Genomic DNA, 20,906 nt, shown 5'->3' with positions numbered 1-20,906 from the left:
CGGAAGGAAAGGAGGATGGGCGCGCAACGATGGCGCACATTTAGTACGACGGGCAATCAAAATTGTCGGTCGAAGATCCCGGGACGGCGGCCGGCCGATGGCGGCACCCGGCGGAGCGCAGCACTGATTCCCCATCTCGACGAGGAGACCTTGTGAGAAACGTGCTAGGAGGATCGCTCGCCATGAGGCGGACGGTCGCGGCGGCTGCCGCGGCAGCGGTCGCTCTCCCCCTGACCATGGCGGCGGCGACGTCGGCGACGGCCGCAACGGTGCCCACGGGCGTCGCGGCGGCGCCCATCGTCACGGCCGCTGACGCCGTCCCGTTCGACGTGCTCGTCTTCAGCAAGACCGGTGGCTTCCGCCACGGGTCGATCCCCGCGGGCATCGCGGCGATCCAGCAGCTCGGGGAAGAGAACGACTTCACGGTGACTGCCACCGAGGACGCGGGAGCGTTCACGGACGACAACCTCGCGCAGTACGAAGCCGTCGTGTGGCTGTCCACGACCGGCGACGTCCTCAACGACGACCAGCAGGCCGCGTTCGAGCGCTACATCCAGAACGGGGGCGGGTACGCGGGCATCCACGCGGCGTCCGACACCGAGTACGACTGGCCCTGGTACGGCGGGCTGGTCGGCGCGTACTTCAGCGCTCACCCCCAGAACCAGGACGCGACCGTCAAGGTCGAGGACCACGTCCACGAGTCGACGGCGCACCTGCCCTCGCGGTGGGAGCGGTTCGACGAGTGGTACAACTTCCGCACCAACCCCCGCGACACGGTGCACGTGCTCGCGAGCCTCGACGAGACCACGTACAACGCGGGCAGCGGCGCGATGGGCGCCGAGCACCCGACCGCATGGTGCCAGGTCTACGAAGGCGGCCGGTCCTGGTACACCGGCGGTGGCCACACCGACGAGTCGTACGCCGACCCGGACTTCCTCCAGCACCTGCTGGGCGGCATCCAGACGGCCGCGGGCGCCGTGGCGTCGGACTGCGCCGCGACGCAGTCCGCGAGCTACGAGCAGATCGCGCTCGACGAAGAGACGCGCAACCCGATGGTCCTGGACGTCGCGGCCGACGGCACGGTGTTCTACGCCGAGCGTGACGGCCGCGTGCAGGTCATCGACCCGTCGACCAACACGACGCACACCGCGACCACCCTCCCGGTGACCACCGCCAACGAGGACGGCCTGCTCGGGCTCGTGCTCGACCCGGACTTCTCGGAGAACGGGTGGGTCTACACCTACTGGGCTCCGGCGAACGTCGGCTCCGACGGCCCGCACAACCGGATCTCGCGGTTCGACTTCGACCCGGCCACGGGCACGATCGACCAGGCCACCGAGAAGAAGGTCCTCACCGTCACGACGCAGCGCAACACGTGCTGCCACGCCGGCGGTGACATGGTCTTCGACGAGGACGGCAACCTGATCCTCGCGACGGGCGACAACACCAACCCGTTCGAGTCGGGCGGCTACTCGCCCCACGACGAGCGCGCCGGTCGTCAGGACTACGACGCCCAGCGTTCGTCGGCCAACACCAACGACCTGCGCGGCAAGGTCCTGCGCATCCACCCGGAGGCCGACGGCACGTACACGATCCCTGAGGGCAACCTGTTCGCCCCCGGGACCGAGAAGACGCGGCCCGAGATCTTCGCCATGGGCTTCCGCAACCCGTTCCGCATCGGTGTGGACCCCTACTCCGGCAACATCCTCGTGGGTGACTACGGCCCCGACGCGGGCAGCGCGAACCCGTCGCGCGGCCCGGGCAACACGGTCGAGTGGAACGTCGTCAGCGAGCCCGGCTTCTACGGGTGGCCGTACTGCACCGGGGCGAACGCGGACTACCTCAAGTACAACTTCGCGACCGGCCAGTCCGGCGCGGCGTTCAACTGCGACGCGGGCCCCGTCAACCAGTCCCCGAACAACACGGGCCTGACCCAGCTGCCCCCGGCCATCGAGGCCGAGGTCTGGTACAACTACGCCGGCAACCCGGACTTCCCCGAGATCGGCGGGGGCGGCGCGCCCATGGGCGGCCCCGTCTACCAGTTCGACCCCGAGCTCGACTCCGACGTCCAGTGGCCCGAGTACTGGGACGGCAAGGCGTTCCTGGGTGAGTGGAACCAGGGCAAGCTGTACTCGATCCAGCTCGACGGCGAGAACCGCGACGACATCGTCGACATCAACCGCGTCATGCCGAAGATCTTCGACCCGAGCGCCGGCTTCGACCGGGCGATGGACTTCGACTTCGGTCCCGACGGCGCGCTCTACGTCGTCGACTGGGGCTCGGGCTTCGGCGGCGACAACGACTCGAGCGGCATCTACAAGGTCAACTACGTCAAGGGCAACCCGTCGCCGATCGCTCGTGCGAGCGCTGACGTGACGAGCGGCCACGCGCCGCTCACGGTGCAGTTCTCCTCGGAGGGCACGCGCCACCCGGCCGGGGACGAGCTGACCCTCCAGTGGACGTTCGGCGACGGCTCGGAGCCGTCGACCGAGGCGAACCCGGTGCACACGTACACGGAGAACGGCAGCTACACCGCCCAGCTCGTGGCGACGGACGCCCAGGGCCAGACGGGCGTGGCGAACGTGTCGGTCGTCGTCGGCAACGACGCGCCGACGATCTCCATCACGTTCCCCGACAACGGCGGGTTCTTCCAGTGGGGCGACCAGGTCCGGTACGAGATCGCGGTCGACGACCCCGACGGTGAGGTCGACTGCAGCCAGGTCGAGCTCTCGACGTCGCTCGGCCACGACTCGCACGCGCACCCGATGGACGTGCTCGGCGGGTGCGAGGGCGTCTTCCAGACGGCGCGCGACGAGGGCCACGGCATCGAGTCGAACATCTTCTGGGTGATCGAGGCGTCGTACACCGACGACGGTGGCGCCGCGGGCGCCCCGCTCACGGCGAACGACCTCCAGGTGCTCCAGCCCAAGCTGCTCCAGGCGGAGTTCTTCACGTCGACCGGGCGCCTCGCGGACTCGACGAGCACGGGCGACCCGGGCGTGGTGCGCGAGACGACGTCCGACACCGCCGGCGGTGGCCAGAACATCGGCTACATCGAGCCGGGCGACTGGTGGGCGTACGACCCGATCTCGCTCCACGGCGTGGACTCGATCGCGCTGCGCGCGGCCTCGCCGAGCAACGCGGTGGTCTCCGTCCGCTGGAACGCCGCGGACGGCCCGGAGATCGGGTCCGTCCAGGTCCCCGGCACCGGCGACTGGCAGGTCTACACGAACGCCTCGACCCAGCTGACCGACGTGCCCTCGGGCACCGGGACGCTCTACTTCGTCCTGACGTCCGGCCAGGCCAACGTCAACTGGATCGAGTTCGACGGCCGCGGCGTCACGGACAACGAGCGCCCGACCATCGACTCGTTCGAGGTCACCCCGACGACGGGCACCGCCCCGCTGACGGTGACCGCGACGGCGACCGCCTCCGACCCCGAGGACGACGCGATCACCTTCGCGTGGGACGCGGGACTCGGTGACGGGTTCGTCGACGGCTCCGACTCGTTCGAGGTCACGTACGACCAGCCGGGCACGTACCGGCTCCAGGTGCGGGCCTCCGACGAGCGTGGCGCGTACTCGGTCGAGTACACGACCGTGACCGTGAAGGCGTCGCAGACGGGACCGGGGATGTGCTTCTCGGGCCGGTCGGACGACTTCCTCGGCACGGACGTCGACGAGAACCGGTGGTCGGTGCTCAACCGCGACCAGAACCTGGTCGTGCGGGACGGCAACCTCGTCATCCCGACGACGGCGACCGACTTCTACAGCACGGACAACACCACGGTGCCGAACCTGGTGCTCCAGGACCTGCCGGACGGGCCGTTCACGGCCACGGCCAAGCTCACGCTGCCGGCTCGCCAGCAGTACCAGCAGGCCGGTCTGGTCATCTGGGAGGACCAGGACAACTACGCGAAGATGGTGCTCCAGGGACGCTCGTCCGCGGCCGACCCGGCGACTCGCATCTTCCAGTTCATCCGTGAGGTGAACGCCGCCCCGAACGAGGTCAACGAGTCCAACTCGCCCGCCCTCGGCGCCGACTACCCCGACACGGTCTACGTGCGGTTCGTCAGCGACGGGGAGAACCTCCAGGCGGCGTACTCGGCCGACGGCGTCGACTTCACGACGATGCCGCAGACCAAGTCGATCGCCGACCTGGAGAACGCGAAGATCGGCCTCGCGTCGTTCAAGGGGAACAACACCGCGTCTCCGGTGATCGACGCCGAGTTCGACTGGTTCTCCATCACGCCCGACGACACGGCGTCCGCCCCCGGGCCGGACGACGAGTTCGACGGCACCGCCCTCGACGCGTGCCGCTGGTCGATCGTCCGTGAGGACCCGACCGGCTACCGCGTGGCGGACGGCGCGCTGGAGATCGACACGACGCCGACGGACATCTACGGGACCGACAACCGTCCTGTGCCGAACATCGTGCTCCAGGACCAGCCGGGCGAGGAGTGGACCATCGAGACCGTCGTCGACGGCTCGGCGCTCGACCGTCAGTACCAGCAGGGTGGTCTGCTCGTCTACGGCGACGACGACAACTACGTCAAGCTCGACTACGTGGTCGACAACCAGGCGGGCCAGGCCAAGAACGCCCGGATCGAGCTGCGCAGCGAGGTCGCCGGGGTCGTGCAGAACCCGCAGCCCCAGTCGTCGAGCCTCACCGGCGACGTGTGGCACCTGCGCCTGACCCGCTCCGGTGACACGTTCACCGGCGCGTACAGCGCCGACGGCGAGACCTGGACCACGTTCGACCAGAGCGTGACGAACGCTCCCGCGTCGGGCGCCCAGGTCGGGCTCTTCGCCCTCGGGGCTTCGGCCGACACCGGTGCGCCGGCGTCGTTCGGCCACTTCCGGGTGGTCGGCGACGAGGTCGAGCCGATCGCGGTGACCATCACCGCGGAGACGCGCTGCATGGCCGGCAAGGCGTTCGTCGCGGTCCGCGCGACGAACGACGACGCGGTCCCGGTCGCGATCACTCTCGAGACCCCGTACGGGTCGAAGGAGTTCGCGGACGTGGCGCCCGGCGCGAACGCCTACCAGTCGTTCGCGTCGCGTGCCGCGGGGATCGACGCCGGCAGCGTGACGGTGACCGCGACCGACGCCGAGGGGAGGACGTTCTCCGGGACGGCGGACTACGCCGCCCGGGCCTGCTCCTGACAGGTTCCGGCGGGCCGGTGCCCTGAGCACCGGCCCGCCGGGCACCGCGCTCGGCGTGCGGGCGCTCGGCGGACGGGCGGCCCATCGGCCGGGCCGACCGTACGCTGCCTGCACGACGAGCACGACGGGGACCTCCGGGTCTCCGGCCCCGGCGCCCGGGAACGGGCGCTCCGGCCCGGCGCCGGGGCACCCCGGGACCGACGACCACCGTCGGCCCCGGAGCCATCCACGGACCACGACGAGGTGATGACCCGATGTCCCGAACGTCTCCGCAGCCCAGCAGCACCAGCACCAGCACCCGATCCCGGGTCGGGGCGCGCGCTCTCCTCTCCGCGGCGCTCGGCGTGCTTCTCGGCGCCGTCGTCGCGCTGCTGGGCGTCGCGGCCCCCGCGGCCGCGCACGGCGGCGACGTCGTGATCTCCCTCGGCACCGACGGGGAGGGCGGCATCTCCGCCAACCTGACCTGGAAGCTCGACGGCCACCCGGTCGAGGAGGCGGCCGACGTCTCCGTGACCGCGGAGTCCGCCGACGGCGAGACCGTCGGACCTCTCACCCTCTCCTCGGCGTCGGAGGGCGTCGGCTGGTACACGTCCGAGCCCGGCGTCCTCGCCGAGGGCAACTGGACCCTCACCGCCACGATCACGCACCCGTCGGAGGCGACCGCGTCCGCGCAGGTCGACGTCGTGCCCCTGCCCGAGCCGGCCCCGGACGCGGACGACGAGGCCGCGGCCGGTGCGGAGGACGGTTCGGGCGACGAGGCGGACGAGGCTGCAGGAGACCCCGACGCCGCGGCAGACGGGTCCAGCACCGCGGACGACGAGTCGACCGGGAGCAGCGCGGGCGTGTGGATCGCGGTCGCCGTGGTCGCCGCGCTCCTCCTCGCCGGCGGCTACGTCGTCCTCCGCCGCCGGTCGCGCGCTGCGGCCGCCGACGAGTCGTCGGACGGTAAGCCCCGCTCCCTGACCAGCACGTCCGCCCGGTGACCCCGGGCACGAACCGAGAACGACCGAAGGAGACACGACCATGGCACGACCGATCACCCTCTTCACCGGGCAGTGGGCCGACCTGCCGTTCGAGGAGGTGGCGCGGCTCGCGTCCGGCTGGGGCTACGACGGCCTGGAGATCGCCTGCTGGGGTGACCACCTCGACCCGTGGCGCTGGGACGACGACGAGTACGTCCAGGGCAAGCTCGACCTCCTCGCCAAGTACGACCTCAAGGTCTACGCGATCTCGAACCACCTCAAGGGCCAGGCCGTCTGCGACGACCCGATCGACCAGCGCCACCGCGACATCCTCCCGGACGTGGTGTGGGGCGACGGCGACCCCGAGGGCGTGCGCCAGCGCGCCGCCGAGGAGATGAAGCACACCGCGCGGCTCGCCGCGAAGCTGGGTGTGAAGACGGTCGTGGGCTTCACGGGCTCGGCGATCTGGAAGTACGTGGCGATGTTCCCGCCGGTCTCCCAGGAGGCGATCGATGCCGGCTACCAGGACTTCGCCGACCGCTGGAACCCGATCCTCGACGTCTTCGACGAGGTCGGGGTGAAGTTCGCCCACGAGGTGCACCCGAGCGAGATCGCGTACGACTACTGGACGACCGTCCGCACGCTCGAGGCGATCGGGCACCGCGAGGCGTTCGGCCTCAACTGGGACCCGAGCCACATGGTGTGGCAGGACCTCGACCCGGTGAGCTTCCTGTGGGACTTCAAGGACCGCATCTACCACGTGGACTGCAAGGACACGAAGAAGCGGATGCACAACGGCCGCAACGGTCGCATGGGCTCGCACCTGGCGTGGGCGGACCCGCGCCGCGGCTGGGACTTCATCTCCACGGGCCACGGCGACGTGCCGTGGGAGGACGCCTTCCGCATGCTCAACACCATCGGCTACGAGGGTCCCATCTCCGTGGAGTGGGAGGACGCCGGCATGGACCGCCTGGTCGGCGCGCCGGAGGCCCTCGAGTTCGTCAAGAAGTACGCCTTCGACGCCCCGGACGCCGCGTTCGACGCCGCGTTCTCGACCAAGTAGCACGCGCAGGCTCCCGTCGGCCGGCTCTGCCGGCCGACGGGTGGGGGAGAGCAGTCCGACACGCCACCGCCCCCGGCCCCTCGACGGCCGGGGGCGGTGGCGTGCCTGCGTCCGACCGCGCACACGCCACCGCGCGGCTCGTGCCGCCGTCGCCGCACGCTGCCGGATGTGAGCCTTCACATTTGTTTTGCGGCTTGGGTTATACAACCGTGACGAGCAGTGTTCGTCTTTTGCTTGACCCTCGACAGAAGTACCCCTACGTTGTCATCCATGCGAGCCGACGACGTCGCGCAGGACGTGCGTACCCCGGTGCTGGACCCGGGCACGCCCCTCCCGGGAGCGACCACCACAGGGGCCCCTGCCGCCCGGAGCACCTTCCCCGCCAGCGCCCCCGACGAGGGCGGTCTCCCCGCCGTCGGATACCGCGCGGGGATCCTCGGCGCCGGCTTCATGGGCGGCGTCCACGCTCGTGCCGTGCGCACCGGCGGGGGGCGGGTCGTGAGCGTCGCGGCCGCGGACCTCGAGATCGCCCGCGCGGCGGCGCCGGGCCTCGGGGCCGAGCGCGCCGTCGCCAGCGCGGAGGAGCTGCTCGCCGACCCCGAGGTCGACGTCGTCCACGTGTGCACGCCCAACCACCTGCACGTCCCCCTCGCCCGCGCCGTGCTCGCGGCGGGCAAGCACGTGGTGTGCGAGAAGCCGCTCGCGACCGACGTCGAGGGCGCGGTCGAGCTCGCGGGGCTGGCCGCCGAGGCGCGCGCCGCCGACGGGCGGGTCGCGGTCGTGCCGTTCACCTACCGCTTCCACGCGATGGTGCGCGAGGCGCGCGAGCGCGTGCGCCAGGGCGAGGTCGGCACCATCTCGCTCGTGCACGGCTCGTACCTCCAGGACTGGCTCCTGCGGGAGTCGGACGACAACTGGCGCGTCGACCCCGCGCTCGGCGGCGCGAGCCGGGCCTTCGGCGACATCGGCTCCCACTTCTGCGACCTGCTCGAGTTCACCACCGGGCACCGCATCGCCCGGCTCGTGGCGCAGTCGGCCACCGTCAACCCGCGTCGCCGCGGGGCGGACGGCGTCGTGCACGAGGTGGCGACCGAGGACGCCGTCACGCTCCAGTACGCGACGGACGGCGGGGCGCTCGGGACCGCGGTCATCTCCCAGGTGTCGGCGGGCCGCAAGAACCGGCTGTACCTGGAGATCTCGGGCTCGGAGTCGACGCTGTCGTTCGACCAGGAGCAGCCCGAGACGCTGTGGGAGGGCCGCCGCGACGTGTCGCGCCTCCTCGTGCGCGACCCCGAGGCGCTCTCCCCGGCCGCCGCCCGCTACTCGCGACTGCCCGCCGGGCACGCGCAGGGCTACCAGGACTGCTTCGACGCGCTCGTCGCCGACACGGCGACGGCGATCCGCGGCAACGTCCCGGACGGCCTGCCCACGTTCGACGACGGCCTGCGCGCCGCCCGCCTCGCCGCGGCCGTGGCCGAGTCGGTGCGCTCGGGCGGCTGGGTGGAGGTGCCGGCATGACCGCGACGACCACGCGCGAGCCCCGGCCGCCGGCGGCGGGGGAGGGCGGCGACGAGCCGATCCTGCGCCTGCGCGGCATCGGCAAGGAGTTCTTCGGCAACTCGGTGCTGCGCGACATCGACCTCGACGTGCGGCCGGGCGAGGTCCACGCGCTCGTGGGCGAGAACGGCGCCGGCAAGTCGACGCTCATGAAGATCATCGCGGGCGTGCACCGGCCCGACGCGGGCACGATCGAGCTCGACGGCGAGACCACGACGTTCGCGTCGCCGCTGGCCGCGCAGCACGCGGGCGTGTCGACCGTCTTCCAGGAGTTCAACCTCCTGCCGGAGCGCTCGGTCGCGGAGAACGTCTATCTCGGTCGGGAGCCGCGCCGCGCGGGTCTCGTCGACCGCCGCCGCATGCACGCGGACACGACGGCGCTGCTCGCCGACCTGGGCCTCACCGGCCTCGCGTCGTGGACGCGCGTCGGTTCGCTCTCGGTCGCGCAGCAGCAGATCGTCGAGATCGTCAAGGCCGTGTCCTACGACGCGCGCATCATCTCGATGGACGAGCCGACGGCCGCCCTCGCCGACCAGGAGGTCGAGCTGCTCTACGAGCTCGTCCACCGGCTCAAGGAGCGTGGCGTCGCGATCCTCTACGTGTCGCACCGCCTCAAGGAGATCTTCGATCTCTGCGACACCATCACGGTGCTCAAGGACGGCAACCACGTCCTGACGACCCCGACGGCGGACATCGACCCCGACCGGCTCGTGCGCACGATGGTCGGCCGCGACTTCGCGGGGTACTTCCCCGACAAGGACCCGTCGATCGTCCCGGGCGAGGTGCGGCTCGTGCTCGAGGGCGTCGGCAACACCCAGGTCGACGACGTGTCGCTCGAGGTCCGGGCGGGCGAGATCGTCGCGCTCGCCGGCCTCCAGGGCTCGGGCCGCACCGAGATCGCGCACGGCATCTTCGGCATCGCGGGCTTCACGCGCGGCCGCGTGCTCGTCGGCGGCAAGCCGGTGGACGTGCGCTCGCCGCGCCAGGCGGTGCGTGCCGGGCTCGCGCTCGTGACCGAGGACCGCAAGGCGGAGGGCCTCGCCCTCGGTCAGTCGATCCTCGCGAACGCGCGGCTCGTGCTCGACGCCGTCGTGCCCGGCCAGGCGGACCGGCGCGCGAAGCGCATCCCCGGCATCCTCTCTTCGCTCGAGCTCGTCGCGAGCTCGCAGGAGGCCGAGGTCCAGTACCTGTCCGGTGGCAACCAGCAGAAGGTCGTCCTCGCGAAGTGGCTGGTCACGGACCCGCAGGTGATCGTGCTCGACGAGCCGACCCGCGGCATCGACGTCGGCGCCAAGCGCGCCGTCTACGACCTCATGCGCGAGCTCACCGCGAGCGGCGTCGCCGTCCTGTTCATCTCGTCCGAGCTTCCCGAGGTCGTCGCCATGGCCGACCGCGTGCTCGTCATGCGCGACGGACGCCTCGCCGGCGAGCTCCCCGCCGGCAGCGACGAGGAGACCGTGATGGCCCTCGCCACCGGCGCGGGAGAGGACACGTCGGGCGAGCACGTCCAGGTCGACCTCGGCGCCCTCGCGGACGCGGACGACCTTCCCGGCGCCGAGCCCGCCGCCGCACCCGACGGACCGCCGGCGTCCGCCCAGCACCCCACCGACGGCCCGCAGGAGGACCGATGAGCACCGCGGTCGCGACCGCCGCCCCCACCGCGCGCCGCGCCCCCGCGCGCCGGCGCCGCCTGGGGTCGACGGAGATCGTCTATCTCGCCCTCGTCGGGATCCTCGTGATCGCCGGCGTCCTCGTCGCCGTCGGCGGCGGCAACCTGTTCAGCACCGCGAACACGGCGTACATGCTCACGCAGACGAGCCTGCTCGGGTTCGTCGCGATCGGGCAGACGTTCGCGATCCTGTGCAAGTCGCTCGACCTGTCCGTCGGGTACGTCGTGGCGCTCAGCTCGATCGTCGGCGCGACGACCATGGCGGGCGACCCCTCGCGCGTCTGGCTCGGCGTCCTCGCGGCGGTGGGCGTCGCGGCGGTCGTCGGGCTCGTCAACGGGCTCGTCATCGCGAAGCTGCGCGTCAATGCCTTCATCGCGACGCTCGGCGTCGGCCTCATCATCAAGGGCTACCTCGACACGCAGTTCAAGGGCCCGGCGGGGGAGGTGCCCGCCTCGTTCCAGATGTTCGGGTACACGCGCGTCGGCCCGGTGCCGGTCTCGACGATCGTCATGCTGCTCGTCGCGGCCGTGGGCGTCGTCCTGCTGACGCGCACCCGGCCCGGGTACCACATGTTCGCCGTCGGCGGGAACACCGACGTCGCGCGGCTCTCGGGCATCCGGACCGACCGGACGCTCATCCTCGCGCACGTGCTGTGCTCGGTCTGCGCGGGTGTCGCCGGCCTCCTCATCGCCGCGCGCTTCGGCACCGGCAACGCGCTCGTCTACTCCTACGGGCTCGACCTCGACTCGATCGCCGCCGTCGTGCTCGGCGGGACGCTCCTCATGGGCGGGCGCGGCTCGATCGTCGGGACGGTGGGCGGCGTCCTCATCCTCGCGGTGCTCGACACGGTGTTCAACGTCCTCGACGTCGACCCGTTCTTCAAGGACGTCCTGCGCGGCGTCATCATCATCGCCGCGGTCGCCCTGTATGCCCGGCGTCAGATCGACCCGGCGAGCAGCCGGGCCCGCTTCCGCCCGACCCGCACCGGAGGTGCGTCCGCATGACCACCGACACCACGCGCCGGACGATCCCGGCGCGCGCACCGCGGGCCGGCTGGCTCGAGCGCCTCACCGCGGGCGGGAGCTGGACCGTGTTCGCGCTGCTCGTGCTCGTCTTCGTGGTCATCCTCGTGATGAACCCGTCGTTCGGCGAGCCCATGTCGCTCATGGCCTTCGTCAAGAAGGCGGCGCCGCTCGTCATCCTCGCGATCGGTCAGTACTTCGTCATCGTCTCGGGCGAGTTCGACCTCTCGGTCGGCTCCCTCGTCGGCGCCCAGGTCGTCATCGCGGCGAAGCTCATGGACGGCGAGGACTCGATGACCTGGCCCGTCATGGCCCTCATGATCGTCTTCGGCCTCGCGGTCGGGCTCGTCAACGGCCTCGTGACGACGCTCCTCAAGGTGCCGTCGTTCATCACGACGCTCGGCATGATGCTCGTGCTGTACGGCGCGATCCGGCTCTGGACGGGTGGCGCCCCCACGGGCGCGCTGACCGACGGCTTCCGGCAGTGGGGACGCGGGGGCATCCCCGACAACCCGGGCCAGTTCCAGGTGCCGTACGCGCTGCTGATCGTCGTGGTCCTCGGTGTCCTCGCCGCCCTGCTCATGCGCCGGCCGTTCGGTCGCACGCTCGTCGCCACGGGCGACAACGACGTGGCGGCCGGCTACGCCGGGAGCTCGGTCTGGTGGGTGCGCACGCGTGCGTTCCTCCTGTCGGGCTTCATGGCGACCGTCGCCGCGATCCTCATCGGCGGCTACGCGGGCGTCACCGCACAGGTCGGGCAGGGCCTGGAGTTCATGGCCATCACCGCCGTCGTGCTCGGGGGCGTCGTGCTCGGCGGCGGGCGGGGCACCGTGATCGCCGCGATGGCCGGCGCGCTCACGCTGGAGGCGCTGTTCACGCTGTTCAACCAGCTCAGCCTCCCGTCGACGATCCGTCCGGCGATCCAGGGCGTGATCATCATCGCGGCCGTCGCCTACGCCGCGCTGCCGCGCCGGTCGCGGCGCCGCGCGTCCACCCCCGACGTCCCGCCTGCCGCGGGCCCGACCACCGCACCGAAGGAGCCCGCCCCCGCGAACGCCTGAGCACCGGCGCCCCGGCGGTCTCCCGCCCGCGCGACCTCGACCACGCCCCGAAAGACCCCCTTCCGAGCTGTATCCCCTTCCCCCGCACGCTGCGGGACGACGACGTCTCACCCCCAAGGAGAGAAGGACATGCGACGTACACGAGCACTCCTGGCCGGCGCGGCGGTGGCCACGCTGTTCCTCACGGCCGCCTGCACGACCGACACCCCCACCGACACCGGCGAGGGTGGCGAGACCTCGGCCGAGGAGAGCCCCGCGGGCGAGGAGTCCGGCGGCGCCGACTCCGAGTGGTTCGTCCAGGCGGACTACGACCGTCAGCTCGCCCAGCGCGAGGTCGTGCCCGAGGGCCCGGCCGACCAGCCGTGGCTCCAGGCGATCGAGCCCGAGTACGTGGACACGGCCGAGTACGCGAGCGAGGGCGGCGGCAAGACGCTGTGCTTCTCGAACGCGTCGGTGTCCAACCCGTGGCGCGTGACCGGCTGGATCACGATGCAGCAGCAGGTCGACGTCCTCACCGAGGAGGGCGTGATCGGCGAGTTCCGCGTCTCGGACGCGGCGGACGACGACAACAAGCAGATCTCCGACATCCAGGCGTTCGTCGAGGCGGGCGACTGCGACGCGATCGTCATCTCGCCGTCGACGACGGCGACCCTGACGCCCGCGGTCGAGGCCGCGTGCGAGTCGGGCAAGCCGGTCATCGTGTTCGACCGCGGTGTGAACACCGACTGCATGGTCACGTTCATCCACCCGATCGGCGGCTACGCGTACGGCGCCGACGGCGCCGAGTTCCTCGTCGAGAACCTGGAGCCGGGCTCGAAGGTGCTCGCGCTGCGCATCCTCCCCGGCGTGGACGTGCTCGAGAACCGTTGGGCCGCGGCCGACAAGATCTTCTCGGAGTCCGAGCTCGAGGTCGTGGGCGCGGAGTTCACCGGCGGTGACGGCGCGAAGATCAAGGACATCGTCACGCAGTACCTCCAGCGTGGTGACGTGGACGGCATCTGGATGGACGCGGGCGACGGCGCCGTCGCGGCGGTCGAGGCGTTCGAGGACGCCGGCAAGCCCTACCCGGTCTTCATGGGCGAGGACGAGATGAGCTTCCTGCGCAAGTGGAAGGACACGGACATGACCGCCCTCGGCGCCGTGTACTCGAACTTCCAGTGGCGCACCCCGATCCTCGCGGCCCAGATGATCTGGGCCGGCGAGCAGGTGCCCTCGGAGTGGGTCCTGCCGCAGGCGCCGATCGACGCCGAGGAGCTCGACGCGTACCTCGAGGCGAACAAGGACATGCCGTCGCTGCACTACGCGAAGTTCGGTGGCGAGGACCTGCCGGGCTTCCCGGAGGCATGGACCGACCGCTGACCGGACCGCTGACCGGTCGTCCGCACCGGACCTGAGAGGGCCGGAGCACCACCCGGTCCGACCCTCGCGGTCGGGCCACCCAGGGGCCGCCCGGTCGCCGTCCGACCGGCCGGGTGCCCCGCCCGCCCGCCCGACGACGCGGCGCACCTCCCGTGCGGAGGTGCCCCGCGGCGTCGGGCACGCGGGCGGGACGGCCGAGCGCTCGGACCCGACGAGAGAGAGCGACGTGGCTCTTCCTTCCCCGACCCCGCCGCTGCGCCGTCGTGCGCTCGGCGTCAACACGTGGGTCTGGACCTCCCCGCTCACCGACGACGCCCTGCGCGGCATCGCGCCCCGTGTCGCGGGGTGGGGCTTCGACGTGCTCGAGCTGCCCGTGGAGAACCCGGGCGACTGGGACCCCGCGACCGCGGCGTCGGTCCTCGCCGACCACGGTCTCGACGCGAGCGTCTCGCTCGTCATGGGCGAGGGTCGCGAGCTGGTCGCCGCGGATGCCGCGACGGTGCGCGCCACGCAGGACTACCTGCGCCACGTCGTCGACGTCGCGCACGCGGTCGGCGCCCCGGTGATCGGCGGGCCGGCGTACGCGTCGGTCGGGCGCACGTGGCGCCTGAGCCCCGCGGAGCGCGAGGCGGCGTACGCCGAGCTCGCCGAGAACCTGGCCCCGGTCGTCGAGCACGCGACGGCGGCGGGCGTCGTCGTCGGTCTCGAGCCGCTGAACCGCTACGAGACGAGCCTCGTCAACACCGTCGACCAAGGGCTGGAGGTCGTGCGGCGCCTGCCCGCGGCCGGCATCGGCCTCATGCTCGACGTCTACCACATGAACATCGAGGAGACGGACCTGCCTGCGGCGGTCGCGCGCGCGGGCGAGCGCATCGTGCACGTCCAGGTGTGCGGCAACGACCGGGGCGCACCCGGCAACGACCACCTCGACTGGCCCGCCCTCCTCGCCGCGCTCGACGCGACCGGCTACGACGGACCCCTCGTCATCGAGTCCTTCACGGCCGACAACGCGACGATCGCCACGGCCGCCTCCATCTGGCGGCCGCTGGCGCCGACCCAGGACGCCATCGCCGTCGATGGCCTGGCCCACCTGAAGGGACTGATGCCCACGCCGGAGCACCCGTAGCCGTAGTCGATCCACGACCGCAGCGCCGGCACGCCGCGGGATGACGACCACCCTTCCCGGACGACGACGTCCGGGTCCGCACGTCATGCCCCTGGAGGCACCCACGATGACCGCACGACGCCCACGCAGGGCGAGGTCCGTCGCGGCTCTGACCATCGGAGCGCTCGCGTTCACGCTCGCGCCCGTCACGATGGCCAGCGCCGCCGACGACCCCGTCCCCGCGGACGAAGAGCACAAGGTGCTCATCTTCACCAAGACGACCCAGTTCCGGCACACCGAGGCGATCACGCAGGGCACCCCGGTGCTCGAGGCGGCGTTCGCCGAGGTCGGCATCGCGTCCGACCACACGGAGGACTCGACCGTCTTCAACGACGAGACCCTCGCGCAGTACGACGCCCTGGTCATGTTCCAGACGTCGGGCGACCCGTGGAACGCCGACGAGAAGGCGGCGCTCGAGCGCTACCAGCAGGCGGGCGGCGGCATCGTCGCGATCCACAACGCCACGGACATGCGCGGCAGCTACGGCTGGTGGGACGACATGATCGGGGCGCTCATGCCCGGTCACGCCGCCACCGGCACCAGCCCGGGCCTCCCGGGCACCGTCCGCGTCGAGGACCGTACGCACCCGTCGACCGAGCACCTGTCCCAGCGCTGGACGCGCGCGGACGAGTGGTACAACTTCTCGGCCAACGTCCGGGGCAGCGCGCACGTGCTCGCCACGATGGACGAGTCCACGTACGACGCGGGCGGCAACAAGATGGGCTACGACCACCCGATCTCGTGGTGCAAGCCCTACGACGGCGGTCGTGCCTGGATGACCGGCATGGGCCACTTCGGGGCGCACTACACGCAGGAACCCGACTTCGTGCAGCACGTCGTCGGCGGCGTGCAGTGGGCCGCGGGCCTCGTCGAGGGCGACTGCGGCGGCACCGACTGGGGCTCGTTCGAGAAGATCGCGCTCGACTCCAACACGAGCGCGCCGTTCGGCATGGACGTCGCGCCCGACGGCCGCGTGTTCTACACCGAGCTCGTGCGCGGGCAGATCCGCGTGTACGACCCGCGGACGCAGAACACCACGACCGCCATCACGATCCCCGTGTACTCGGGCGGAGAGGACGGCCTGCTCGGCATCGCGCTCGACAAGGACTTCGCCGAGAACGGGTACCTGTACCAGTACTACTCGCCGGCGAGCTCGAACGACTCCGACCCGGCGAACTTCTTCAGCCGCGTCTCGCGGTTCACCGTCTCCTCCGAGGGGCCCGGCTCCACGGTGATCGACCCGGCGTCGGAGAAGGTCCTGATGGAGATCCCGGCCGGGCGCCTGCCCGACGAGCCGGGTCACACGGGCGGCGGCCTCCTCGTCGACCACGAGACCGGTGACCTGTACATCGGCGTCGGCGACGACGTGAACCCGCACTCCGAGCCGTCGGGCGGCTACGCGCCGATCTCGGAGCGGGACGGCACGTGGCACGACGCGCGCGCGACGTCCGCGAACACGAACGACCTGCGCGGCAAGGTGCTGCGCATCCACCCGGAGGCCGACGGCACGTACTCGATCCCCGAGGGCAACCTGTTCGCCCCGGGCACCGAGAAGACGCTGCCGGAGATCTACGCGATGGGCTTCCGCAACCCGTTCCGGTTCACGATCGACGCGAAGACGGGCAACCTCGGCGTCGCCGACTACTCGCCCGACAACGGGTCGGACAACCCGGCCACCCGCGGACCGGCCGGCATCGCCGAGTGGAACCTCATCAAGGAGCCCGGCTTCTTCGGCTGGCCCCTGTGCATGGGCAACAACGAGCCGTTCCGCGACGTCGACTACCGGACGAGCCCCGTCACCGTGGGTGACTTCTTCGACTGCGACAACCCCGTCAACGACTCCGTGAAGAACACGGGCCTCACCGAGCTGCCCCCGGCCCAGCCGGCGGACCTGTGGTACGGCTACCAGCGCTCGTCCGTCCCCGGCGCGATCAACGCCGGCGGCGGCCTCGCGCCCATGGGCGGCCCGTTCTACCAGTTCGACCCGGAGCTCGACTCGGACACGAAGTTCCCGGCGTCGTACGACGGCAAGGCCTTCTTCTACGAGTGGGCCCGCAACAAGATGTACACGATCGACCTCAAGGACCCCGAGGCCGCGCCCGGCGCGACCGACGTCGAGAAGGTCAACCCGTTCCTCCCGCAGGAGCAGTTCCTCGCGCCGATCGACTCCAAGTTCGGCCCCGACGGCGCGATGTACGTGCTCGACTGGGGCGGCGGCTTCGGCCGTGACAACCCGAACTCGGGCCTGCACCGCATCGACTACCTGTCGGGCTCGCGCTCGCCGGTGTCGAAGCCGGTCGCGACGCCGGACTCCGGCATCGCGCCCCTCGAGGTGACGTTCGACGGTACGGGGAGCACCGACCCCGAGGGCGAGGAGCTCACGTACGCGTGGGACTTCGACGGTGACGGGACGACGGACTCCGAGTCCGCCGCGCCCAGCCACACGTACACCGAGAACGGCGTCTACGACGCTCGCCTCACGGTGACCGACCCCGCCGGCAAGGTGGGCACGGCGACCGTGCCGATCACGGTGGGCAACACGCGGCCCGAGGTCGACTTCGGCCTGCCGCCCACCGGCTCGTTCTTCAACTTCGGCGACGACATCACGTGGGACGTCTCGGTGACGGACGCGGAGGACTCGCCCGACGGCGAGGCGATCGACGACGAGCAGGTCATCATCCAGCCGGCGCTCGGGCACGACGCGCACGCGCACCCCGCCGAGCCGCTGCACGGCCGCACGGGCACCGTGGCGACGAGCCTCGGCGGCGGCCACGGCGAGGACATGAACGTCTTCTACGTGATCGACGCGCGCTACACCGACCGCGGCGGCGAGGGCGACGTGCCCGCGCTGACCGGCTCGGACACCACGCTCATCTTCCCGAAGAAGCGCGAGGCGGAGTTCCACGCGGCCTCCGACGGCACCACGACGATCCCGAGCCGGGACGTCGAGGGCGGCGGCTCCGTCATCACCGGGTCGAACGGTTCCTGGGCGTCGTACGACCCCGTGAGCCTCTACGGCGTGCAGGCGCTGAACCTGCGCGTCGCGGCGGCGGCCGAGGGCACGATCGAGCTGCGTCGCGACGCGGCCGACGGCGAGCTCCTCGGCACGGCCGAGATCCCGCAGACCGGGCTCGGCACGTTCACGGACGTGACCGTCGAGGTCACCGACCCGATGGAGCCGTTCACGCTCTACGTCGTCTTCCCGGGCGAGGGCGAGCGTCGCCTCAACTTCATCGAGGCCGACGGCAAGGGCGTCTCGGGCACGACCCGCCCCAAGGTCCGCATCACGTCCCCCGAGGCGGGCGTCCGCCTCGAGCAGGGCGAGATGACGGTCACCGCGGAGGCGGACGACGCCGAGAACACCGTGACGCAGGTCGAGTTCTTCGTCGACGGCGAGTCCCTCGGCGTCGACGACACGGCTCCGTACGAGGCCACGTGGAACCCCACGGCGGACAACTACTACGAGCTGACCGCCGTCGCCACGAACGACAAGGGCCTGTACACGCGCTCGCGCGTCGTCCTCGCCCAGGTCGGTGACCTCTTCGCGGGGATGAAGACCTTCACCAACGCGAACGGCACGTTCGAGCAGCTCGCCGAGGGCAAGTACCTCGTCACGTCGGGCGGCGCGAACATGTGGCAGGGCACCAACGAGTACTCGACGATCTACCGTGAGCAGGGCGCCGACGAGAACTGGTCGGCGACCGTGAAGATCAACAGCCAGGGCAACTCGAACGGGTCCGCCAAGGCCGGGATCATCGTCCGCAACGACGTCACGCAGACGGCGAACTCGCAGGGCTACGCGGCCCTGGGGATGCGCCCGAGCGGCGGCTTCGAGTGGCTGCGCGGCAACGCGAGCGGTCAGCTCGCGACGTCGAGCGCCGCGAGCTCGACGAGCTACCCCGCGTGGGTGCGGATCGTGCGCGACGGCGACCTCTACACGGCCTCCTGGAGCAAGGACGGCGAGAACTTCACGCAGATCGGCGAGCCGCAGGCCCTGCCGGGTGCGGCGTCCGTCCAGGACGTGGGTCTCTTCGTCACGGCGCACAGCACGACGGCGACGAGCGCGGTCGAGTTCCAGGACTTCGCGTTCGACGACGACCCGCAGACCGAGGAGCCCGGCGAGGAGACCCCGCCGCAGTGCCTCGCGGGCTCGTCCGACGAGTTCGAGGGCGACGCGCTCGACCCGCGGTGGACGGTCGTCCGCCAGGCCGAGGGCCAGCCGATCACCGTCGCCGACGGCCACGCCGTCCTGCCGGTCGTGCAGGGCGACATCAACGAGGCCGTGACCGGGCCGATCAGCTACCTCGGTCAGCCGGCACCCGCCGGGGCGTGGACGCTCGAGACCAAGCTCGACGTCCCGCTCGCCCGGCACTGGCAGCACGCCGGCCTCCTGGTCCACGTGACCGACGACGAGTACACCAAGCTCGCGTTCACGAAGAACCAGAACGGCAACCGTTTCCTCGAGTTCCAGACCGAGACCGGCGGGTCCCGCACGTGGCACGGCCAGACGAACGTCGCCGGGGACTTCCCGTCGGCGATCTACCTGCGCCTCGTCTCGGACGGCTCCGCCATCACGGCCGCGTACTCGGCGGACGGCCAGGCGTGGACGGCGCTCGCGGGCTCCGCGCCGGTCAAGCCCGACGCGACGTTCGGCGTCATGGCGGGCGGCGACACGGCGACCGCGAACACGGTCGCGAAGGTCGACTACGTCCACGTCACGGGGAGCGACCCGGACGACGGCGTGCGCGAGCCGAGCGACGAGTTCGAGGGCGACGCCCTCGACGGCTGCCGCTGGGACGCGATCGTCCGGTACGACGGGTCGAAGGTCGCCGTCGCCGACGGCGAGCTGCGCATCACGACCCAGCCGGGCGACATCAACGCCGGGAACAACGGCGACCCGCGCAACTTCGTCCTCCAGACCGCTCCGGAGGGTGACTGGGTCGTCGAGACGCGGTTCAAGGCGCCGCTCGTGCACCGGTGGCAGCTCGCGGGCCTCATCGCGTACGGCGACGACGACAACTACGTCAAGGCGGACGTGCTCGCGAAGAACGCCCCGGGTGCGGCGCTGAACCTCGGCGCCGAGCTCGTCTCGGAGAAGGGCGGCCAGTTCGGCAACGGCGGCAACCGCCAGCTCGAGCTCGCCGACTCGACCGAGTCGGGCTACTGGTACGTGCGCCTCGAGAAGTTGGGGAGCACGTACCAGGGCTGGGTCAGCGACGGCGGGGTGAACTGGACGCCGCTGGGCGACCCGGTCACCAACGACGCGGCGCTGACGAAGGTCGGTCTGATGGCGATCGGCCCGGACCAGGAGACGCCGGTCACGGTGGCGTTCGACTGGTTCCGTCTCACGACGGAGTCCGAGCCCGAGCCCACCGTCGACGTCGAGGTCACCGCCTCCGCCCGCTGCCTCGCGGGCAAGGCGTACCTCGCGCTCCGCGCGACGAACGCCGACGAGGCGCCCGTCGCGATCACCCTGACCACGCCGTTCGGCTCCAAGGAGTTCGGCGCGGTCGAGGTGGGGGCGAACGCCTACCAGTCGTTCGCGTCGCGTGCGGCGTCGTTCGACGCGGGCACGGCGACGGTCACGGCGACGCTCGGCGACGTCACGACCGAGATCGAGGTGCCGTACGACGCCGTGAGCTGCGGCTGACGGCGGGCCGGTGACGGGCGACCCGCTCCCGTCACCGGCCACCGCGCCGGCCCGGCCTCGTGGCCGGGCCGGCGCACACCGAGCGGGACGACCAAGGACAGGAGCGACAGGTGGCGCAGCGCACCGCAGGACGGACGTCAGCGACTCGGACGCCCACGGCGAAAGACGCCCGGAAGGGCTCCGGCCGTACGGGCGGCCCGACGACGACGTCCGCGCGCTCCCGTCCCGCAGA

Annotated in this window: 10 protein-coding genes; all 10 read left to right on the top strand. The window is 71.6% G+C overall.

The genetic code is table 11. The features are described from left to right. Positions 1–182 precede the first annotated feature (182 nt). Positions 183–5,165: a ThuA domain-containing protein gene (locus CCE02nite_RS18835; protein ID WP_141391131.1), complete on the top strand. Its 4,983-nt coding sequence runs from the start codon at positions 183–185 to the stop codon at positions 5,163–5,165. A gap of 254 nt (positions 5,166–5,419) precedes the next feature. Further along, positions 5,420–6,148: an LPXTG cell wall anchor domain-containing protein gene (locus CCE02nite_RS18830; RefSeq protein WP_170227381.1), complete on the top strand. Its 729-nt coding sequence runs from the start codon at positions 5,420–5,422 to the stop codon at positions 6,146–6,148. Between the two features lie 40 nt (positions 6,149–6,188). Next, the gene (locus CCE02nite_RS18825; RefSeq protein ID WP_053369958.1) at positions 6,189–7,190 is read left to right on the top strand and encodes a sugar phosphate isomerase/epimerase family protein; all 1,002 of its coding nucleotides are present in this window, start codon (positions 6,189–6,191) and stop codon (positions 7,188–7,190) included. 270 nt (positions 7,191–7,460) lie between these two features. Further along, positions 7,461–8,708, top strand: coding sequence for a Gfo/Idh/MocA family protein (locus tag CCE02nite_RS18820; RefSeq protein ID WP_141391130.1), 1,248 nt, complete (start codon positions 7,461–7,463; stop codon positions 8,706–8,708). Next, positions 8,705–10,378 (top strand): sugar ABC transporter ATP-binding protein, encoded by a 1,674-nt coding sequence (locus CCE02nite_RS18815; RefSeq protein WP_141391129.1) that lies wholly within the window; start codon positions 8,705–8,707, stop codon positions 10,376–10,378. Before CCE02nite_RS18820 ends, CCE02nite_RS18815 begins: the two co-directional genes overlap by 4 nt. Continuing rightward, a complete protein-coding gene (locus CCE02nite_RS18810) occupies positions 10,375–11,421 on the top strand; it encodes an ABC transporter permease (RefSeq protein ID WP_047234093.1) in 1,047 nt (348 codons plus the stop codon). Before CCE02nite_RS18815 ends, CCE02nite_RS18810 begins: the two co-directional genes overlap by 4 nt. After that, positions 11,418–12,500, top strand: coding sequence for an ABC transporter permease (locus CCE02nite_RS18805; RefSeq protein ID WP_141391128.1), 1,083 nt, complete (start codon positions 11,418–11,420; stop codon positions 12,498–12,500). The genes CCE02nite_RS18810 and CCE02nite_RS18805 overlap by 4 nt, the downstream gene beginning before the upstream one ends. Before the next feature lie 129 nt (positions 12,501–12,629). Further along, positions 12,630–13,859: a substrate-binding domain-containing protein gene (locus tag CCE02nite_RS18800; RefSeq protein ID WP_141391127.1), complete on the top strand. Its 1,230-nt coding sequence runs from the start codon at positions 12,630–12,632 to the stop codon at positions 13,857–13,859. A 226-nt stretch (positions 13,860–14,085) separates the two neighbouring features. Next, positions 14,086–14,985 carry a sugar phosphate isomerase/epimerase family protein gene (locus CCE02nite_RS18795; RefSeq protein ID WP_255318977.1) on the top strand — a complete coding sequence of 300 codons (900 nt, stop codon included), beginning with the start codon at positions 14,086–14,088 and terminating at the stop codon, positions 14,983–14,985. Between the two features lie 106 nt (positions 14,986–15,091). Then, entirely contained in the window at positions 15,092–20,674 is a 5,583-nt protein-coding gene (locus CCE02nite_RS18790) for a ThuA domain-containing protein (protein ID WP_170227380.1), read from the top strand. The last annotated feature ends 232 nt before the right edge of the window (positions 20,675–20,906 follow it).

The sequence above is a fragment of the Cellulosimicrobium cellulans genome, assembly GCF_006539945.1.
Classification (GTDB): domain Bacteria; phylum Actinomycetota; class Actinomycetes; order Actinomycetales; family Cellulomonadaceae; genus Cellulosimicrobium; species Cellulosimicrobium cellulans.
Note: the sequence above shows the minus strand (reverse complement) of the source record. Positions and strands in the feature narration are given on the sequence as shown.

What these genes read in the sequence shown, in the direction of transcription:
- CCE02nite_RS18790 (WP_170227380.1), top strand. Translation starts at nt 15,092, where the DNA reads ATGACCGCACGACGCCCACGCAGGGCGAGGTCCGTCGCGGCTCTGACC.
- CCE02nite_RS18810 (WP_047234093.1), top strand. Translation starts at nt 10,375, where the DNA reads ATGAGCACCGCGGTCGCGACCGCCGCCCCCACCGCGCGCCGCGCCCCC.
- CCE02nite_RS18825 (WP_053369958.1), top strand. Translation starts at nt 6,189, where the DNA reads ATGGCACGACCGATCACCCTCTTCACCGGGCAGTGGGCCGACCTGCCG.
- CCE02nite_RS18805 (WP_141391128.1), top strand. Translation starts at nt 11,418, where the DNA reads ATGACCACCGACACCACGCGCCGGACGATCCCGGCGCGCGCACCGCGG.
- CCE02nite_RS18835 (WP_141391131.1), top strand. Translation starts at nt 183, where the DNA reads ATGAGGCGGACGGTCGCGGCGGCTGCCGCGGCAGCGGTCGCTCTCCCC.
- CCE02nite_RS18820 (WP_141391130.1), top strand. Translation starts at nt 7,461, where the DNA reads ATGCGAGCCGACGACGTCGCGCAGGACGTGCGTACCCCGGTGCTGGAC.
- CCE02nite_RS18815 (WP_141391129.1), top strand. Translation starts at nt 8,705, where the DNA reads ATGACCGCGACGACCACGCGCGAGCCCCGGCCGCCGGCGGCGGGGGAG.
- CCE02nite_RS18800 (WP_141391127.1), top strand. Translation starts at nt 12,630, where the DNA reads ATGCGACGTACACGAGCACTCCTGGCCGGCGCGGCGGTGGCCACGCTG.
- CCE02nite_RS18830 (WP_170227381.1), top strand. Translation starts at nt 5,420, where the DNA reads ATGTCCCGAACGTCTCCGCAGCCCAGCAGCACCAGCACCAGCACCCGA.